An 18,794-nucleotide genomic window follows, 5' to 3' on the forward strand; every position below is an offset into this window, starting at 1 on the left:
TGTTTTGTCCCGCCCTGGCAAAATTGCCCGGGCGGAACGGCTCATGTGAGTGGAGCGGGTCGTTTGGTCGGGTGATATTACAGCGAGTTTTCCACTGCGGCGACCAGCATTTCAACCGCCTCAGCCGAGGACATGTCGGAATTGAAATGCGCGGTAACCACATCGGTGATCGCCCCGGATTGGGCGCCGCGCATCGCCATGCCATGGGCATAGCTGGGCAGCAGGGAGCCGTCTTTGGAGCTGGTGGTCATCTCCGCCGATGACAGGTGCGCACAGGAGTCAAAATCGTCCATGGCAACATCAACCCGTGCCGGGATCGAGCCCTTGTTGAGGTTAAAGACCTTCTGGAAATTCTGGCCGACGATCAGCTTGGCCAGTAGGGCCTGACCCTGCTGTTTGTCGTCGCCGCTGACATCAAACATGGCAAAGCTGTCAACATTATAGAGAAAGCCTTCCCCCGGTGCCGAGGCGCAGAGGAAATCCTCACCCGGTACCTTGCCAGCAGCAAGGAATTCGCCCTTGGCCCAATCGCCCATGATCTGAAATGCCGCTTCGCCGTTCATCACCATCGAGGTGGCAAGGTTCCAGTCGCGACCGGGGAAATTGCTGTCCACATAACCGCGCATTTTGCGCATCTGGTCAAAAACCGCGACCATCTTATCCGACCCCAGCATTTCAGGGTCCAGATCGACAAAGGCCTGGTGGAACCCATCCGGGCCCAGAAGGCCAAGGGCGACAACTTCAAATACCGTGGCATCCTGCCAGGCCTGGCCACCATGAGCCAGCGGGATCACTCCGGCCGCCATCAGCTTGTCTGCGGCGGCGTTAAAGTCGTCCCAGCTGGTTGGCATCGCAATGTCATTGGCCGCGAGGATTTCGGCATTGGCCCACAGCCAGTCCACCCGGTGCACATTCACCGGCGCGGCGCACCACTGGCCTTCGCATTTCATATGGGCCGCAATGGAGGCTGGCAGCACCTTGTCCCAGCCCTCGGCCTCGGCCACCTCTGAGATATCAGCGAGAACGCCCTCTTCGTACCATTCCTGAATGGCGGGGCCTTTCAGCTGCACCGCAGTGGGGGCATTGCCGGACAGAACCCGCGCCCGCAGTGCGGTCATGGCGGCATCGCCACCACCGCCTGCCACTGGCATATCGGTCCAGGTGCCGCCATTGGCGGAAAATTCCTGCTGCAAAACGGCGACGGATTTGGCTTCCCCGCCCGATGTCCACCAATGCAGCACCTCTGCCTCCGGACCGGCCTGGGCCATGGATACTGCGGATGCAGCGACAACCGCCAGCGTGGACGCGGCCGTAAATACGGATCTTTTCATTTTGTCTTCCTCCCTAAAATCGTCAAGAGCTCAACCAGCCCCTTTGAACTACGCCACCTCTTCCTCCAAGATGCAGTGGCGCAGATGCCGCCACTGAAGGCGACGGTATTGCCCTAGCCTGCGCTGACGGAGGGGGCTGTCGCAATGGTTGAGCCGACCACTGCAGTGGTCAGAGCGCAGAAATCCGTCACTTCCGTTACAACTTGTTACCTAGCTGTACCTTTGGCCGCAAAAATGGGGCAGTCTGGCAGGCAAAGGCAGAGAGAGTAAGAGGCAGTAAGAGGCTATGACGATACCCCGGCTTATGGTGGTGGATGATGATGCGGAGACCCGTGCCATGCTGACCCAGTTTTTGCAGCAAAACGGCTTTATCGCCCATGCCGCCGAAAATGAGGCGGAGATCCGGGCGCTGATGCAGGCGGGGCGGGTGGATCTGATCCTGTTGGATGTGATGCTGGGATCGGAAAGCGGCGTCGAGATCTGTGCCCGCTTGCGCAGCGAACAGGATGTGCCGATCATTCTGGTCTCGGCGCTGTCTCAGGATCACCAGCGCATGGCGGGGTATGAGGTCGGGGCGGATGACTATGTGGCAAAGCCTTTTAACCCGGATCTGCTGCTGGCGCGGGTGCGGGCGGTTTTGCAGCGGGCCAACCGCAGTGCCTCGCTGGTGCATCGGCGGCGGCTGGCGCTGTTTCGCTTTGCCGGTTGGACCTATGACGGCAAACGCGACGAGGTGCTCTCGCCGCAGGGGTTTCAGGTGGCGCTGTCGCAGCGGGAGACCAGCCTGCTCAAGGTGTTTCTGGCCAACCCGCATATTCCGTTGAAACGCGAGGAAATCCAGGCGGGCCTGCTGGAAGGTTTTGCCAGTGGCAGCAGTGGCAGCAGTGCAGAGCCCGACGGCTCCGGGCGGGCAATCGACATGTTGGTGGGGCGGCTGCGCTCCAAGATCGAAAGCGACCCCAAAGATCCGCAGATGCTGCGCACCGCGCGCGGCATTGGCTATGTCCTGGCCGTGGATGTGGCGGAAGAGCAGACCGCGTGAGCCGCATCTGGGATCTGAAAACCCAGGCGCGCCTGTGGATCTTTGGCGGCTTTGCCATTGGCCTGGGGGCGGCATTCCTGTGGCTGCAATCATCCCGCGCCTGGGAGCAGCATCTGGCCCGCAGCCAGATGGCGGGGGTGTTGCTGTATCAGGCCCTGCAGGGCAATGCGCCTGCGCCCGCAGGACTGCAGATCCAGGCTCTGTCGCTGCAGTCAGACGTGGCCAACGACCATCCGCGCGGTCAACGCCCCGAGGTGCCGGGCGGCGGTTTTGTTACCGAGATCTCGATCTTGGGGGAAACAGGGCGGGCGTTGGGGTTGGGGTCAGGTTTTGGGCCTGGCATGGGGGCAAGCACCGGCACGGTGTTGCGGTTGATGATTGTGTCAGATCGCCTGCGCTACGGGGTTGCCGATCTGCAAACCGCGCCCCGGCAAACGGCGGCGCAGCAGCTGGGGGCGGTCACCCGCCTGTTGGCACGCCATTGCAGCGATCCGCTGGTCTTTGCCCAATATGGCGACAGGGGCTGGCGGCAGGTCGAGGGGGCTTCCTACTGGGGCTGTCAGGCGGCGCCGACGGATCTGCGCCTGCTGGCGGTGATCCTGGCTGCGGTGGGGCTGGCGATTGTGCTCAGCCAAAGTGGCGAAACCTCGGCGCGGTTTGGTGCCTTTGCCCGGCTGCTGCGTCAGCCGCGGGTGCTGGGGGGGCCGGATAGCTACTCCGCCCCCGGCCCGGCAGAGCTGCAGGAGATTGTCGCGGCGGTGAATGATCATCTGGCCGGAGCACGGGCGCAGATCGAAAAACGCGCCACGGTTCTGTCGGCGGTCAGCCATGATCTGGGCACGCCGGCCACCCGCTTGCGCCTGCGGGCGGCACTGATCCAGGACCAGACCCTGCGCCGCAAGCTGGAGGCGGATATCGACAGTATGACCGGCATGATCGAAAGCGTGCTGACCTATACCCGCTCGGAACTCAGCCTGGAAGTGCCGCGCCAGATCTCGCTCACCGCGCTGGTGGAGGCGCTGGTGGCGGATTATCAGGATCTGGACAAGCCAGTGAGCTATGTGCGGATGCAGCCCGAGGTGGTTCAGGGGGCGCAGTCGCTGTTTTCAGCCCGCGCGGGGCAGGGCGCCTTGCCGGATGCGCGTCGGGTGCTGGTGACGGCGCGGCCCATCCTGTTGCAGCGCGCCCTGACCAATCTGGTGGACAATGCCCTGAAATACGGTCGCCGCGCCGTGGTGCGGCTGGAGGCGAGCGCGGAGCGGGCGGTGATCACGGTTGAGGACGAGGGATCTGAATTGACCGTGGCCGAGATTCAGGAGGTTCTGGCCCCGTTTCAGCGCGGTGCCAACAGCTCTGCCATTGACGGGTTTGGCCTGGGGCTGACCATCGTTGCCACCGTCGCAGAACAGCATGGCGGCAAGCTGCAGTTCGATCAGGGCAGCCAGGGGCTGCGCGCCAGCCTGGACATCCAGCGCCACTAGGGGCCGGTCGGGGCAATGGCCGCAGGGGGGGTGGTGATGAATTCACCTGATAAACGGGCTGCTTTTTGTGACATGTAAATGTTGCAGTAGGATTAGGTCAGTAAAGAATTTCGTTGAATGGAAGCGTTTTTAAGCAGATATGAACATCTGTGCGGCAGCTTGCATGACGAACGATAGATAATGGTGAATTGGTTTGGTCTTTTCTATGAAGGGCCAAAATGGGTAAGGTTGAGTGGTGTCTGTTCCGTGAGAGGTTCTTCTGCAAAACCCATTGGCGGGCTAGTGAGACGGGCCCATATCCCGGTTCTGGTCGCCCTCGTCATGGTTCTGGCTGCGGGCTACTATTCAGAACAACAAAACAACACGATTCATTATCAAGCCCTGCGGGCCGATGTGCGCCGCGAAGTCAACGAGCTGCAGGTCAGTCTTGAAGGGGCGCTCAATGCGGATCTTCAGCTGGTGCGCGGGCTGGTTGCAGTGTTGTCCACCGAGCCGGACATGTCTCAGGAGAGGTTCTCGCAACTGAGTGAAAAGGTGATGGGCACGCAATCGGGCATTAGCCATGTTGCAGCGGCGCCGGATCTTGTGGTTTCGATGATCTACCCGTTGCACGGCAACGAGACGGCCCTGGGACTGGATTACAACCAAAACGCCGGCCAGCGAGAGGCTGCCTATAAAGTCCGCGACAGCGGCGCAGTGGTTTTGGCGGGTCCGGTCCAGTTGGTGCAGGGCGGAGAGGCCTTTATTGGCCGCTTTCCGGTCTTTGTCGGAACTGGGGAAAACCGCCGGTTCTGGGGGATTTTGTCCTCCGTCATGCGGGTCGAAGGCCTGTATGAGGCACATGGGTTCAAGTCGCCCGACTTGGGCATCGACGTTGCCATACGGGGACGGGACGGCACCGGGGTTACGGGGGCGCAGTTTTTTGGCGACCCATCCGTTTTTACCGATAACCCGGTCCTTTTGGATATCCCGCTGCCGGTCGGATCCTGGCAGATTGCAGCGCGCCCCAAGGGAGGGTGGTCGGCCAGCAGGGCCAATCCCTGGCCATGGCGCCTGTTGGTTTTTATTGCCGGCGGATTTATTGTCGTGCCAATCTATTTGATCAGTCGTCTGTCGGTAGCACGGCGCGATGCCATTCGAACCTTGAAGCGGCGCGAACGGCAGTTGGAGACCCTGTCGCGGCGGCTTGAGATTGCGGTGGATATTTCAAAGATCGGCATTTGGGAGCTGAATACCAAGAACAGTACAACCGTCTGGGATCCAAACCTGCGCGAAATCTATGGGTTCAAGCTCAATGATCCGCTGTCGATTGACACCTGGGAGAGTTGCCTGCACCCCGACGATCATAAGAAGACGGTTCTTGAATTCCGCAATGCCTGTCACGTCGGGGGCAGCTACAGATCGGAATACCGCATCATTTTGCCCAGCCGGGAGGTGCGCCATATCCGCAGTATGGGAACCGCCTATGCCGATAGCGATGGCTGGCTGCGGATGGTCGGGGTCAATCTGGATGTGACCCAGGACGTGCAACTGCGCGAAAAGCTGATCGAGGCAAATACGGCGCTGTTGCAGCGCAACAATGATCTGAATGATGCCAAGATCGCGGCTGAAAGTGCCGATCGCGCCAAATCGGAATTCCTGGCCAACATGTCCCATGAGATCCGCACGCCGATGAATGGCATTCTGGGCATGGCGGAGCTGATGTCGGAGTTCGATCTGGGCCCGGAGGAAAGACAATATCTGAGCACCATTCAGGATTCCTCCAACGCGCTGCTTAAAATCATCAACGATATTCTTGACCTGTCGCGTCTCGAAGCGGGGCGCCTGGCGATCAGTCCGATTGATTTTGATCTGCAAAACTGTGTGGCTGGCGCGGTCAATCTGTTGCGGCCCAAAGCCCGGGAAAAAGGCCTTTGGGTGTCGGTGAGTTTTGCGGACAACCTGCCGGAACGGGTGCATGGTGACGATGGCCGTTTGCGGCAAATTCTGGTGAACCTTATCGGCAATGCGGTGAAATTCACCTCTGAGGGCGGCGTGGACATCAGCGTCACCTGCCGCGCAGACGACCCCTACAATCTGGTGATTGCGGTGGATGATACAGGCATTGGTATCTCAGACCACCAGGCCGAATATATTTTTGATCGCTTCAAGCAGGCGGATGCGGCCACCACGCGGGCCTTTGGCGGCACTGGGCTCGGATTGACGATTTCCAGCATCCTGGCCAAGCGCATGGGAGGCGGCATTGATCTGTGTCGTCTCAAGGAAAAGGGCTCGTGCTTTCGCTTGAAAGTTCAACTGGCCAAGGCGGTCAATTCCAGCGGCGCCTCTCGGGTTGAGACCATGATGGACACTGCAGCTTTGGCAGGCTGCCGGGTTTTGCTGGCAGAGGACAACAGGACCAACCGTTTGCTGGTCCGCAAGTATCTGGCCGATCTGGGCATCACCCTGAGCGAAGCCCATAATGGCCGACAGGCGGTTACCCTGTGTCAGGAGGAAATGGCGCCGGATATCATTTTGATGGATATGTCCATGCCCGAGCTGGACGGGCTTGCGGCAACTCGGGAAATTCGCGCTCTTGAGATCGAGCAGCCAGTGATTGTTGCGCTGACCGCCAATGCCTTTGAATCCGACCGCGAGGCCTGTCTGGCTGCGGGGATGGATTATTTTCTGCAAAAACCTATCAGTAAATCGGTTTTGTTGCGCACCCTGACCATGCTGCGCATTGGCCAGGACGAAAATAACGGCCAATCCGGCTGATCCTGGGATTTTGCCGCGATAATGGGGCTTCTGGCTTAACCTGGATTGCTCAACCAAAGGGTCATCTGCGCCTTGGCCTGGGCGCAGGCTTCTGCCACAGATGCGCCCTGCGCCAGCGCACAGGCGAGAGCGGTTGCCAGGCTGCAGCCGGTGCCGCGCTTGCTTCTGGGCAGACGTGGGGCTGAAAACATCTGATGGTTGTCAGCGGTAAATAAATGATCCGTGCTGTGGGTGCCCTGGCCATGTCCACCCTTGATCAATACCGCAGCCACACCTGACGCCAAAATACGTTGCGCCCGCATTTTCAATTCGGCCAGTTCTGGCGGATCCTGGGGGCGGTGGCAGGTGCCGGCAAGCCGGGCGCTTTCCTCCAGATTGGGGGTCAACACCGTCACTTTTGGCAGCAGGGGCGTCAGGGCTTCCAAAGACATCAGGTCGCCGCCAGAGGAGCTTTTTAGGACGGGATCCAGCACAATTGGCACCTGGGCGGGCAGCGCTTGTGCCAGGCTCCGGGCTGCTTCTGGGGTGCCGATCATGCCAATCTTGATGGCGCGTGGGATCTGTCCCGCCGGATCAAAGGCGGCTGTGACCTGATCTGCGATAATCTGCGGTGGGATTGGCTGGGTGGCAATCAGCGCCGAGTTGGTCTGCACCGTGACGGCAGTCACCACCGGTGCAACCGAACAGCCCAGGCTTTGGGCCATGGCCACATCGCGGCTCAGGCCGGCACCGCCGCTGCTGTCGGTGCCGGCCACCACCAGAATGCGGCTCATGCGGGGTCACCAACGGCGAGAATTTCAATCTGGTTAAAACCCTGAGCCTGTAGCGCGCGCCCCGTGCGCCATGCCCGGACGCCGGATCGGCAACACAGAACTGTTGGCAGCCCGGGCTCAAGCCTGGCAGGGGCCGGGGCCGCGGCGATGCTATTTGCAGCAATCAGGTCATCGGGCAGGCAGCGCCGCGCCCCGGTGACAGCAGGCTGGGGCGCTTCTTCAACGGGGCGCAGATCTATCACTTGGGCCTGCGCCGGGATCAGCTCGGGGCTGGTGAACCGCAGGGGATCTGCGGGTTCGCAGGCAGAGCTAAAGTCAAAACTGCTCAGGGTCAGGTCTGCCATGTCTACCTGCATCACCCGGCCCAGCGGCGCGGGGCTGTGGCCCAGCAGGGTCTTAAGCGCCATCTGTGCCTGAAGCGCGCCAATGGCGCCCACCACCGGTCCCATCACCCCGGCACTGGCGCAGCTGGCGGCACTTTCTGGCAGCTCTGGAAACAGGGCGCGCAGCGAGGGCGCCGCGCCACAAAAGCCACCGACATAGCCCCGTTGCGCCAGCACCGAGGCCGAGATCAGCGGCAAGCCCCGCGCCAGACAGGCATCCGACAGGATATAGGAGGTGGCAAAACTATCCGCCGCATCCACCACCAGATCCACCGCGCCCAGATCCACCGCGCCCAGATCCCCGTGGCCCAGATCCCCGTGGCCCAGATCCCCGTGGCCCAGATCCCTGTCGCCCAGATACCGCGCCACATTTGCCGCGCTCAGAGCCTCGGCGAGGGGGTGCACTGTCAGGCCTGGGTTTCTGGCCATCAGATGCGCCTGCGCCGCGGTGACTTTGGGCTGGCCGATATCGGCCATGGTAAACAGCACCTGACGGTGCAGATTGCTCTCCTCCACCCGGTCTGGGTCCAGCAGGGTGAGCTGCCCGACACCGGCACCGGCAAGATACTGCAACACCGGCGCGCCCAGCCCGCCAACGCCCACCACCAGCACATGGGCGCGTGCCAGCCGTGCCTGACCGGCAGTTCCGACCTCGGGCAGGGCCATTTGGCGGGCGTAGCGCGACATCAGGCGCAGGCCTCTGCCCATTGGCGGCAACGCGCTTCCGGGTCTGGCGCCTGCTGGATATCCGTCACCACCGCTGCACTATCGGCGCCGGCAGCAAACACTCCGGGCAGGCGCTCGGGCGTTAGGCCGCCGATGGCCACCAGCGGGGTTTGCCCCGCGATCTGTTTCCAGCGGCTGACGCGGTCCAGCCCCTGCGGCCCCCATTTCATTTTCTTCAGCAGGGTCGGATAGACCGGCCCCAGCGCCACATAGGCGGGATCATGGCGCAGCGCCCGCTCCAGTTCTGCTTCGTCATGGGTGGACAGCCCATAGCGCACCCCGGCACGGTTGAGCGCGGCAAAATCGGCGGTTTCCATGTCCTCCTGACCTAGGTGCACAAAGCTGCAGTTCAGATCCAGCGCGATCTGCCAGTGATCATTGACCACCAATTGCGCGCCGTGCACGGCGCAGAAATCACGGGCGCGGGCGATTTGGCGGCGCAGTTCGGCTTCGGAGGCGTCCTTGATCCGCAGCTGCACCAATCTGGCCCCCTGCGGCACGAGCAATTCCAGCCGGCCCACGTGGCCGACGATGAGATAAAACCGTTCCATTGCCTGATCGTCCTTCATGTCAGCTCTGCCAGTCCCAAAACCGGGGTCGAGGGCACAGCCATGTCGCGGCGCGGCATGGGTTCTGCCTGATAGCCGGCCTGACCGGCTGCCACCGCCTGGGCCATGGCGCGGGCCATCCCGACCGGGTCCCCGGCCTTGGCCACCGCCGTGTTCAGCAGCACCGCATCCAGCCCCAGCTCCATCGCCGCCGCCGCATCCGAGGGGCGGCCAATGCCGGCATCCACCACCAAGGGCGTGTCCGGGAAATGCGCCCGCATGGCCCGCAGCCCATCGGGATTGCGCAGCCCCTGGCCAGATCCAATCGGCGCCCCCCAGGGCATCAGGACCTCGCAACCCGCCTGCAGCAGATGCTCGCCCACCACCAGATCTTCGGTGGTGTAGGGAAAGACCTTAAAGCCATCGTCGCTAAGGATCCTTGCGGCCTCCACCAGGCCAAAGACATCCGGTTGCAGGCTGTCGGCATGGCCAATGACCTCGAGCTTGATCCAGTCGGTGTCAAAGATCTCGCGCGCCATCTGAGCGGTGGTCACCGCCTCCTGCACGCTGTGACAGCCGGCGGTATTGGGCAGGATACGAGCGCCGGTCTGGCGCAGCATCTGCCAGAACCCGGTGCCGGCACCATCGCTGGTTTCGCGGCGCAGGGACAGGGTGATGACCTCGGTACCGCTGGCGGCAATCGCCTCACAGAGCACCTTGGGGGAGGGGTATTGCGCGGTGCCCAGAAACAGCCGAGAGCTGAGCGTGATGCCGTAAAACTGCATTGCTCAGCCTCCCTGCATCGGCGCCAGAACTTCGATCCGGTCGCCTTCGGTTAACGGGGTATCAACACGTTTCGCACGCGAAACAAAGCTGCCGTTCAGTGCGGTGGCCAGTGCCGGGCTGGTCAGGCCCAGCTCGTGCAGGGCGGCGTCCAGCGTGGTGGCAGAGATGTCATGCGGCTTGGCGTTTACGGTAATGTTCATCCAGAGGTCTCCAGGGGCAAGAGGTCTGCGGGCTGTGGCCGCAACCGTTGGGCGGCACGGCGCGCCATGGCTGGTGCCAGAAGAAAGCCGTGGCGGTACAGCCCGTTGAGGTGCAGCACGCCGTCCTGTTCGCTCAGGCGGGGCAGGTTGTCGGCAAAGGCGGGGCGCAGACCAGCGCCGAGCTCAACCACGCTGGCCTCGCCAAAGGTGGGGTGCAGCGCAAAAGCAGCGCTGAGCAACTCATTGACCGATCGTAGACTGGGCGCGCGGGTGGATGCGCTTTCAATCATGGTGGCACCGATCATAAAATGCTGGTCGCCCCGCGGCACCAGATACAAGGGAATGCGCGGGTGCAGCAGTCGCAGGGTGCGGTTGATCTCGACCCCCTGGCAGTGCAGCAGCGCCATTTCGCCGCGCACCGGGCGCAGGTCTGGCAGGGCGGCGGCCATGCCGGTGCAGTCCAGATCCACGCGCGGTGGAGCCGGGGTGTCATAGCGAATTTGTCCGCCGAGAGTTTCTACGGCGGTGCCAAGGTCAACCAGCGCGCGGCGCGGATCGAGATGGGCTTCGTCCTTGTAGAACAAGCCACCGGCAAAGCGACCTGCCAGGGCGGGTTCCAGTTCGGCGATATCACTGCCGCCCAGCAGCTGGTGGCCCCGGGTGCGTTGGGCAAAACGGCTGAGTTCGGCCCGGTCGCGGGCAGGCGCAACCACCAGCGTGCCGCGCCGATGCACCGGTGTGATCTTGGCCCACCAGTCACAGGCGCGGCTGCCGAGGCTGACAACCTCTTCTTCGGCGCTTTCGCCTTCGCAAAAGGGCGCCAACATACCGCCGGCAAAGCGCGCCACACTGGCCGCACCCGGGCCTGGCCCGCGTTCAAACAGCGTCACCTTGGCACCGCGTTGCAACAGCTCGTAAGCGGTGGCGAGGCCGGCAAGCCCCGCCCCCGCGATGGTGATCATGCGCCCGGTTCCAGCGCTTTGTCAGCTGGGGCAGGCACATAAAGCTCACCGCCTTCGCGGAACTTGGCGGCCATGGCCTCCATGCCTTCCTTCTGGGCTTCGGCGCGGATGTCGTGGCTGATCCGCATCGAGCAGAATTTCGGCCCGCACATGGAGCAGAAATGCGCCACCTTATGGGCCTCTTTTGGCAGGGTCTGGTCGTGGTAGTCCCGGGCAGTATCCGGGTCCAGCGACAGGTTGAACTGATCCTCCCAGCGGAATTCAAACCGGGCGCGGCTCAGCGCATCGTCCCGGCGCTGGGCGCCGGGCATGCCCTTGGCCAGATCGGCGGCATGGGCGGCGATTTTGTAGGTGATCACACCAACCTTGACGTCGTCGCGGTCGGGCAGGCCCAGGTGTTCCTTGGGGGTCACATAGCAGAGCATGGCGCAGCCAAACCAGCCAATCATCGCCGCCCCAATGCCCGAGGTAATATGGTCATAGCCCGGCGCGATATCGGTGGTCAGCGGCCCCAGGGTGTAAAAGGGCGCCTCGTCGCAGCACTCCAGCTGCTTGTCCATGTTTTCCTTGATCTTGTGCATGGCCACATGGCCCGGGCCTTCGATCATCACCTGGCAATCCTTGGCCCAGGCGATCTTGGTCAGCTCGCCCAGGGTTTCCAGCTCGGCAAATTGCGCTTCGTCGTTGGCGTCGGCAATTGATCCGGGGCGCAAGCCATCGCCAAGGCTGAAGGAGACATCGTATTTGCGGCAGATGTCGCAGATTTCCTCAAAGTGCTCGTAGAGAAAGCTCTCCTTGTGGTGATGCAGGCACCATTTGGCCATGATCGAGCCACCGCGCGACACAATCCCGGTGACGCGCTCTACCGTCATTGGCACCATATGCAGCCGTACGCCGGCATGGATGGTAAAGTAATCAACCCCCTGTTCCGCCTGTTCGATCAAGGTGTCGCGGAACACTTCCCAGGTCAGGTCTTCGGCAATGCCGTTCACCTTTTCCAGCGCCTGATACATCGGCACGGTGCCGATGGGGACGGGAGAGTTGCGAATGATCCATTCGCGGGTGTTGTGGATGTTGCGGCCGGTGGACAGGTCCATCACCGTATCCGCGCCCCAGCGGATCGACCAGACCAGCTTGTCCACTTCCTCTTCCATCGAGGAGGAAACCGCCGAGGTGCCCATATTGGCGTTGATCTTCACCAGGAAATTGCGGCCGATGATCATCGGCTCGATCTCGGGGTGGTTGATATTGGCCGGGATGATGGCGCGGCCTTCGGCGACCTCCTGGCGGACAAATTCCGGCGTCACATAATCGGGGATATTGGCGCCAAAGTCATTGCCGTCGCGGTGGCAGGGTGAGGTCTCGCGCAGTTGGTTTTCGCGGATGGCAATGAATTCCATCTCTGGCGTGATGATGCCGGCGCGGGCATAGGCCAGCTGGGTCACCGCCTTGCCGTCCTTGGCGCGCAGCGGCGCGGGTTTGACCGGGAACTCCGGCGTCAGGCGGTCGCCTGCGACAAAACCATTGTCCGCATCGGTGATCTCGCGGCCCTGGTATTCCTCAACGTCCCCCCGCGCCAGAATCCAGCTGCGGCGCAGCTGCGCGAGGCCCTGACGGATGTCGGTTTGCTGGTCGGGATCGGTATAGGGGCCAGAGCTGTCGTAGACCGGCAGCGGCGCCTCACCTGCGGTGGGATGGGTGGAAATCTCGCGCATAGGCACGCGAATATCGGCGTGGATCTCGCCGGGCACATAGATCTTGCGCGATGCAGGCAGGGCGCCTGTTGTCACCTTTGGGGTGATCTTTGGCGGGCTTACGTTCATTTTGGTGCTCCTCGAGCCAATACTCAAAAAAGTCACCAGATGAGGCATGGCAGGGAGGCGCGGGGAGGATCTACGGTCCTCCCGGTTCGGGCGCAGAACCAAAGAGGCAAAAGCCCGTTGGCGGCGCGTCCTAGCTTCCTACGCCAGTGTCAACTGGGTCAGGTTCTAAGGGTCGCGTCGCCGGTCAGATTGCTCTGCCCTGTCAGCCTCTCAGTCCCCTCGGTGGGACTCCCCTGCGTGGGTTAAGACCTAGGGGAGGTGATGGGTTGCCGTCAACATGAATTTTGATAGATAAAAATAACTAAGCAATAACAAGCTTATATACCTATCTGTTGCCGGTAATGCCGCGCTGCAACATATTTTCTTTGCGCTCCTGTGATTATTATCTATAAAAATATAGCGCGCCTCAGGGCCGCTCAAACGCAACACTGTGACCCTCAGGAGAGCCCATGCTGGACGCTGCCCCTATTCGAAACGACTGGACCCGCGCCGAGGCGGAAGAGATCTACAACAAGCCCTTCATGGATCTGTTGTTTGAGGCGCAGTCGGTGCACCGTCAGCACTATGATCCCAATCAGGTGCAAAAATCCAAACTGCTGAGCATTAAGACAGGCGGCTGCGCCGAGGATTGCGCCTATTGTTCGCAGTCGGCCCGCAACGGCGCCAAGCTGTCAGCCAGCAAACTGATCGAGGTGGAGCGGGTGATTGCCGAGGCGCGCAAGGCCAAGGCAGGCGGCGCCACGCGCTATTGCATGGGGGCGGCCTGGCGTTCGCCCAAGGATCGCGACATGGCCGCGCTTGAGGCCATGATCGAGGGCGTGAAAGATCTGGGGATGGAGACCTGCATGACCCTGGGCATGCTGGATGACAGTCAGGTCTTTCGCCTGCGTGATGCGGGGCTGGACTATTACAACCACAATATCGACACCTCGGAACGCTACTATTCCGAAATCATCACCACCCGCACCTTTGCCGACCGGATTGACACCCTGAACCGGGTGCGCGAGGCGGGGATGAAGGTCTGCGCTGGGGGCATTGTCGGCATGGGTGAGCAGCAGATGGACCGTATCGACATGATCCTGGCACTGGCGACGCTGGAGGAACACCCGGATTCGGTGCCGGTCAACATGCTGATCCCGATGCCAGACACGCCGCTGGCCGATGTGGCCAAGCTGGACCCAATTGAGTTTGTCCGCACCATCGCCCTGGCCCGGATCCTGATGCCAAAATCCCACGTGCGCCTCTCCGCTGGGCGCAGTGACATGTCGGATGAGCTGCAGGCCATGTGTTTCTTTGCCGGGGCCAATTCGATCTTTGTGGGCGACACCCTGCTGACCGCCGACAACCCCGAAGAGGACAAAGACCAGATGCTGTTTGATCGTCTGGGCATCACCGCCATGGGCGTGGGTTGCGACGGCAGCCATAGCGAAAACCAGAGCAAAACATGCGCGGTCAGCGCCGCCGAAAACGGCGAAGTGGTCTCGGCATGAGCCAGGGTTTTCCGCGACATGCCGCCGGGCTGCAGGAGCTGCGGGATCAGGGGCGATTTCGCCGCTTGATCCCCCGCGCCGGGCACGACTTTTCCTCCAACGACTACCTTGGGTTGGCGCAGAGCCAGACCCTGAAAACAGCGGCGCTGGAGGCTTTGGAGCGGGGGGTGCCGGTTGGCGCCGGTGGCTCGCGGCTGTTGCGCGGCAATGCTGATGAGCACGCCCTGCTCGAAGCCGAGGCGGCGGCGTTTTTTGGCAGTGAGGCGGCGCTGTTCATGGGCGGCGGTTTTAATGCCAATCAGGCGATTTTTTCCACCCTGCCGCAGCGCGGCGACCTGGTGCTGAATGATGCGCTGATCCATGCCAGCACCCATGATGGTATGCGGCTGGGGCGGGCGGAGACGCGTAAATTCAGCCACAATGACCCCAGCGATGCGGCGGCGCAGATCGCCCAGTGGCGCGCGGCAGGTGGCGCCGGCCAGGTCTGGATCGCCATCGAGTCGGTCTATTCCATGGAGGGCACTCTGGCACCGCTGGCGGAATTTGCCGCATTGGCCGGGCGCGAAGGGGCGGTTCTGGTGGTGGATGAGGCCCATGCAACCGGTCTGTTTGGCGATCTGGGGCGCGGGCTGGCGCATGACTATGCCCAGAACCCTGCTGTGCTGACGCTGCACACCTGCGGCAAGGGGCTGGGCGTTTCCGGGGCCTTGATCTGCGGCGCCCAGGTGTTGATTGATTTCCTGATCAATCGTGGGCGCGGCTTTATCTTTGCCACCGCGCCTTCGCCGCTGAATGCGGCGCTGGTGCGGGTGGCGCTGCGGGATCTGGCGCAGAATCCTGAGCGGCGCAACCGGGCCTGGGACCATATCACCCATGCCCACAGCGAGGCGGCGCGGCTCTGCGGTATCACCGGCTTTCAAAGCCAGATCCTGCCGGTGGTGATTGGCGATGACAGGCGGACCATGGCGCTGGCCGAGCATCTGCAGGGGCAGGGCTTTGACGTGCGTGGCATTCGCCCGCCGACAGTGCCCAAGGGCACTTCGCGGCTGCGGATCTCGCTGGCCGGCACCCTGACCAAAGGCATTATCACCGAGCTGTTTGAAAGACTGGCGCCAGAGCTTGCGCGTTTGCAGCAACAGCCAGCGGGTCTGGAGCAGGTGGCATGAGGGCTGTTAGCCAGACACTGGTGGTGACCGGAACGGACACTGGCATTGGCAAAACTGTTTTCTCTGCCGGTTTGGTTCAGGCGCTGCAGGCCAGTTACTGGAAACCGGTGCAGTCGGGCCTGGAAGAGGAAACCGACAGCGAGTTCGTCGCGCGCCTGTCTGCTGGCACAGTCCTGGCTGAGGGCTACCGGTTGCAACTGCCCGCCTCGCCGCATCTGTCGGCCGAGGCCGAAGGGGTTGAGATCGACCCGGCTCACCTGGCGCTGCCGCAGCTGGATGGCCCGCTGGTGGTCGAGGGCGCCGGCGGGGTGATGGTGCCGCTGAACCGCGATTTTCTTTATCTGGATCTCTTTGCCCGTTGGGGCGCGCCGGTGATCCTGTGCGCGCGCACGCAATTGGGCACCATCAATCACACGCTTCTGTCGCTCAAGGCGCTGCGGGACGCGGGCTGCACCGTGATTGGGGTGGGTTTCATTGGCGATGCCGAGCCGGAGGTGGAGGAGAGCATCGTCCAATTTGGCGCGGTGGCTCATCTGGGGCGGCTGCCGATGATCACGGATCTGGGGGCACAGCCGGATCTGGGGGCACAGCCCTCGGTCTTGGCCGAGATCTTTGCCAGGCACATCAAACTGGACCTGATCCGCGCGGCCCTGACCGGAGGAGAACTGCCATGAGTACTGCTGAGCTGAGCCAGCTGGAGTTTGACCAGCAGCATCTGTGGCATCCCTATACCAATGTTGCCAAACCCGGTCCCACCTTTGTGGTGAAAGAGGGTGAGGGGGTGCATATCACCCTGGAGGATGGCACCCTGCTGATTGATGCCATGTCGTCCTGGTGGTGCATGATGCATGGCCACCGCCACCCGGCGATCACCCAGGCCATTCACGACCAGCTGGACCGGTTGCCCCATGTGATGTTTGGCGGGCTGACCCATGATCCGGCCATCGACCTGGGCCGCAAGCTGCTGCAGATCACCCCGCCCAGCCTGACCCGGATCTTTTATTGCGACTCTGGATCCGTCTCGGTTGAGGTGGCAATGAAAATGGCGGTGCAATATCAGCACGCTCAGGGGTTTGAGGGCCGCAGTCAGTTCGCTACGGTGCGCTCAGGCTATCACGGCGACACCTGGAAAGCGATGAGCGTCTGCGATCCGGATACCGGCATGCACCATCTGTTTCAGGGCGCGCTGAGCGTGCAGCATTTTGTGGCCCGCCCGCCCATCACCCTGGGTCAGGACTGGGTCGAGGACCCGGCGCAAAACGGCATCGCAGCACTGCGGGATTTGCTGGAGGCGGGGGCCGACAAGATCGCCGGGTTTATCCTGGAGCCCGTGGTGCAGGGCACCGGGGGGATGTATTTCTACCATCCTGAGTACCTCAATCAGGCGCGCAGCCTTTGTGATGAGCTGGGCATCCTGCTGATCTTTGATGAGATTGCCACCGGGTTTGGCCGCACCGGCGAGATGTTTGCCACCGATTTCTGCGCGGTGGAGCCCGATATCATCTGCCTTGGCAAGGGGCTGACAGGCGGTCATATCTCTTTTGCCTGCACCATGACCAATGACCGGGTGGCGCTGGGCATTGGCGGTGGCTCGCCCGGTATCTTTATGCATGGGCCGACCTATATGGCCAATCCGCTGGCCTGCGCTGCGGCAAAGGCGGCGTTGGATGTGTTGACGGGGCAGGACTGGCGCGCCCGGGTGGCCGCGATCTCTGACCAGCTGACACAAGAGCTGGAACCCGCCCGCGCCCTGCCAAATGTGCGCGATGTGCGGGTGCTGGGGGCCATTGGTGTGATCGAGATGGCCCATGTGGTCTCGGCGGATGCGGCCCATGGGCTGGCCCATGAGATGGGGGTTTTCCTGCGCCCCTTTGGCAAGAATATCTATACCATGCCGCCCTTTGTGACCACGCCCGAGCAGCTGAGCCAGATCACCGCAGGGATGCTGCACCTGGCGCAGGAGCTGTGAGACAGCAAGCGGCGGTGAGGTTTTTTCACCGCCGCGAGTCGCGCAGGGGCAAGACAGCTTGGGGAATCATGTGTCACGCTGCGCCATAAAATGGCTTTTTCATTTCGAAACTTGAATGGCGGATCAAGGTTTTACCTGAAATGTGCCGCAAAACCTCGACAAATGGTCGTAAAGCGTTCAAATACTTGTGGCATACCCGGTCACACTTGGGCCAAGACTGGCGGCTGTGACTGGCAGCTGTACCTTTGGCCCGTGCCTTTGGCCTGTACCGTTGGCATGTGCCTTTGCGTGCGGCGCATCAGGAGTTCTGGGGCCGTATTGGACTGTTCTGGTCTACCATAATCACCTTGCCGACCAATTGGAATGGCAAGGCATACAACAGGGAAGTGAACAATGAAAAAGACAACATTTGCATGCCTTCTTGGCGCTGCAGCACTGGTTGCAGGCACCGCCAACGCGGCAGAGCTGGGCGCCGTGGATCAGCCGATCAAACTGGCGATCAACGAATGGACCGGCCAGCATGTCACCACCCATATCGCTGGCGAGATGCTGAAAGCGGCAGGTTACAAAGTGGAATATGTCACCGCGGGCATGTTGAACCAGTTCCAAGCGATTGCTGATGGGGAAATCCACGCCACGCTGGAAATCTGGTCCTCCAATGTCTCCGATGAATATGCCATCAAGATTTCTGAGGGCACCGTTGTCGAGCTGGGCGATCTGGAGCTGGCGGCGAAGGAAGGTATCGCCTATCCCGCTCATGTGGCCGAGCTCTGCCCCGGTCTGCCAGCCTGGGAAGCCCTGAAGGCCTGCGCGCCGCTGTTTGCCACGGCTGAGACCCTGCCTGCAGGTCGTTTGGTGGATTACCCCGCTGATTGGGGCACCCCTGGTGCCGACCGCATGACCGGGCTTGAACTGCCATTCAAAGCGGTGCCCGCAGGGTCTGAAGGCGCCTTGATCGCCGAGCTGCGCGCCTCGACCGAGCGCAAGACGCCGCTGCTGGTCACCTTTTGGCAACCCCATTGGGCGATGTCGGCTTATGACGTAAAATTTGTCGATCTGCCCGCAGGCGAAGAGGCCTGCTTTACCGATCCGGCCTGGGGTCCAAACCCCAATGCGATCAACGACTGTGACTTTGCGCCTTCGCGCATCTTCAAGGCGGCCTGGTCCGGTACGGCGGAAACCTGGCCCGCAGCCTATGAGATCCTGTCCAACTACACCCTCAACGTAGCGGACCAGCAGCCGATGATGGGCGCTATCGATGTGGACGGCGGCAAGGTCAAAGAGGTGGTCGCCGCCTGGATGGAAGCCAATGAAGCCAGCTGGCGCCCCGTCGTCGACGCCGCAATCAAGTGAGCAA

16 protein-coding genes and 1 riboswitch are annotated in these 18,794 nt (G+C 62.0%); of the genes, 8 read left to right on the top strand and 8 right to left on the bottom strand.

Annotation, left to right across the window (positions count from 1 at the left end; genetic code table 11):
* Positions 1-77 precede the first annotated feature (77 nt).
* A complete protein-coding gene (locus JZI28_RS04980) occupies positions 78-1,331 on the bottom strand; it encodes an ABC transporter substrate-binding protein (RefSeq protein ID WP_297341772.1) in 1,254 nt (417 codons plus the stop codon).
* 286 nt (positions 1,332-1,617) lie between these two features.
* Here JZI28_RS04980 and JZI28_RS04985 point away from each other — a divergent pair, with 286 nt between their 5' ends.
* The 3 genes from JZI28_RS04985 to JZI28_RS04995 all read left to right on the top strand — a co-directional run bounded on the left by JZI28_RS04985 (position 1,618) and on the right by JZI28_RS04995 (position 6,611).
* Positions 1,618-2,373, top strand: coding sequence for a response regulator (locus JZI28_RS04985; RefSeq protein WP_375699427.1), 756 nt, complete (start codon positions 1,618-1,620; stop codon positions 2,371-2,373).
* Positions 2,370-3,854: a sensor histidine kinase gene (locus JZI28_RS04990; RefSeq protein ID WP_375699428.1), complete on the top strand. Its 1,485-nt coding sequence runs from the start codon at positions 2,370-2,372 to the stop codon at positions 3,852-3,854. The genes JZI28_RS04985 and JZI28_RS04990 overlap by 4 nt, the downstream gene beginning before the upstream one ends.
* Before the next feature lie 282 nt (positions 3,855-4,136).
* On the top strand, positions 4,137-6,611 hold the full coding sequence (locus tag JZI28_RS04995) for a response regulator (RefSeq protein WP_375699429.1): 2,475 nt from the start codon (positions 4,137-4,139) through the stop codon (positions 6,609-6,611).
* 35 nt (positions 6,612-6,646) lie between these two features.
* On the opposite strand, the gene JZI28_RS05000 is transcribed toward JZI28_RS04995, so the two are convergent.
* From JZI28_RS05000 to thiC, 7 genes are read right to left on the bottom strand one after another with little or no spacing between them, the layout of a single operon-like run.
* The gene (locus JZI28_RS05000; RefSeq protein WP_375699430.1) at positions 6,647-7,384 is read right to left on the bottom strand and encodes a hydroxymethylpyrimidine/phosphomethylpyrimidine kinase; all 738 of its coding nucleotides are present in this window, start codon (positions 7,382-7,384) and stop codon (positions 6,647-6,649) included.
* Complete coding sequence (locus JZI28_RS05005) at positions 7,381-8,454, bottom strand: ThiF family adenylyltransferase (protein ID WP_375699431.1); 1,074 nt, start codon at positions 8,452-8,454, stop codon at positions 7,381-7,383. The genes JZI28_RS05000 and JZI28_RS05005 overlap by 4 nt, the downstream gene beginning before the upstream one ends.
* On the bottom strand, positions 8,454-9,044 hold the full coding sequence (locus JZI28_RS05010) for a thiamine phosphate synthase (protein WP_295450642.1): 591 nt from the start codon (positions 9,042-9,044) through the stop codon (positions 8,454-8,456). Before JZI28_RS05010 ends, JZI28_RS05005 begins: the two co-directional genes overlap by 1 nt.
* 14 nt (positions 9,045-9,058) lie before the next feature.
* A complete protein-coding gene (locus JZI28_RS05015) occupies positions 9,059-9,826 on the bottom strand; it encodes a thiazole synthase (RefSeq protein WP_375699432.1) in 768 nt (255 codons plus the stop codon).
* A gap of 3 nt (positions 9,827-9,829) precedes the next feature.
* A complete protein-coding gene (thiS, locus tag JZI28_RS05020) occupies positions 9,830-10,027 on the bottom strand; it encodes a sulfur carrier protein ThiS (protein WP_297341200.1) in 198 nt (65 codons plus the stop codon).
* Entirely contained in the window at positions 10,024-10,989 is a 966-nt protein-coding gene (locus tag JZI28_RS05025; RefSeq protein ID WP_375699433.1) for an FAD-dependent oxidoreductase, read from the bottom strand. The genes thiS and JZI28_RS05025 overlap by 4 nt, the downstream gene beginning before the upstream one ends.
* Complete coding sequence (gene thiC / locus JZI28_RS05030; RefSeq protein WP_295450526.1) at positions 10,986-12,812, bottom strand: phosphomethylpyrimidine synthase ThiC; 1,827 nt, start codon at positions 12,810-12,812, stop codon at positions 10,986-10,988. Before thiC ends, JZI28_RS05025 begins: the two co-directional genes overlap by 4 nt.
* A 118-nt stretch (positions 12,813-12,930) precedes the next feature.
* A riboswitch (TPP riboswitch) is annotated at positions 12,931-13,057 on the bottom strand.
* 204 nt (positions 13,058-13,261) lie between these two features.
* Between thiC and bioB the strand changes: the two genes are divergently transcribed.
* The 5 genes from bioB to JZI28_RS05055 all read left to right on the top strand — a co-directional run bounded on the left by bioB (position 13,262) and on the right by JZI28_RS05055 (position 18,790).
* Positions 13,262-14,302, top strand: coding sequence for a biotin synthase BioB (gene bioB / locus JZI28_RS05035; protein ID WP_375699434.1), 1,041 nt, complete (start codon positions 13,262-13,264; stop codon positions 14,300-14,302).
* A complete protein-coding gene (locus JZI28_RS05040) occupies positions 14,299-15,468 on the top strand; it encodes an 8-amino-7-oxononanoate synthase (protein WP_375699435.1) in 1,170 nt (389 codons plus the stop codon). The genes bioB and JZI28_RS05040 overlap by 4 nt, the downstream gene beginning before the upstream one ends.
* Positions 15,465-16,142 carry a dethiobiotin synthase gene (bioD, locus tag JZI28_RS05045; protein ID WP_375699436.1) on the top strand — a complete coding sequence of 226 codons (678 nt, stop codon included), beginning with the start codon at positions 15,465-15,467 and terminating at the stop codon, positions 16,140-16,142. The genes JZI28_RS05040 and bioD overlap by 4 nt, the downstream gene beginning before the upstream one ends.
* The gene (bioA, locus tag JZI28_RS05050; protein WP_375699437.1) at positions 16,139-17,437 is read left to right on the top strand and encodes an adenosylmethionine--8-amino-7-oxononanoate transaminase; all 1,299 of its coding nucleotides are present in this window, start codon (positions 16,139-16,141) and stop codon (positions 17,435-17,437) included. Before bioD ends, bioA begins: the two co-directional genes overlap by 4 nt.
* A gap of 393 nt (positions 17,438-17,830) precedes the next feature.
* Entirely contained in the window at positions 17,831-18,790 is a 960-nt protein-coding gene (locus tag JZI28_RS05055; protein WP_295450537.1) for an ABC transporter substrate-binding protein, read from the top strand.
* Positions 18,791-18,794: the final 4 nt, after the last annotated feature.

This window comes from Pseudophaeobacter sp. TrK17, assembly GCF_042192375.1.
Lineage (GTDB): Bacteria > Pseudomonadota > Alphaproteobacteria > Rhodobacterales > Rhodobacteraceae > Pseudophaeobacter.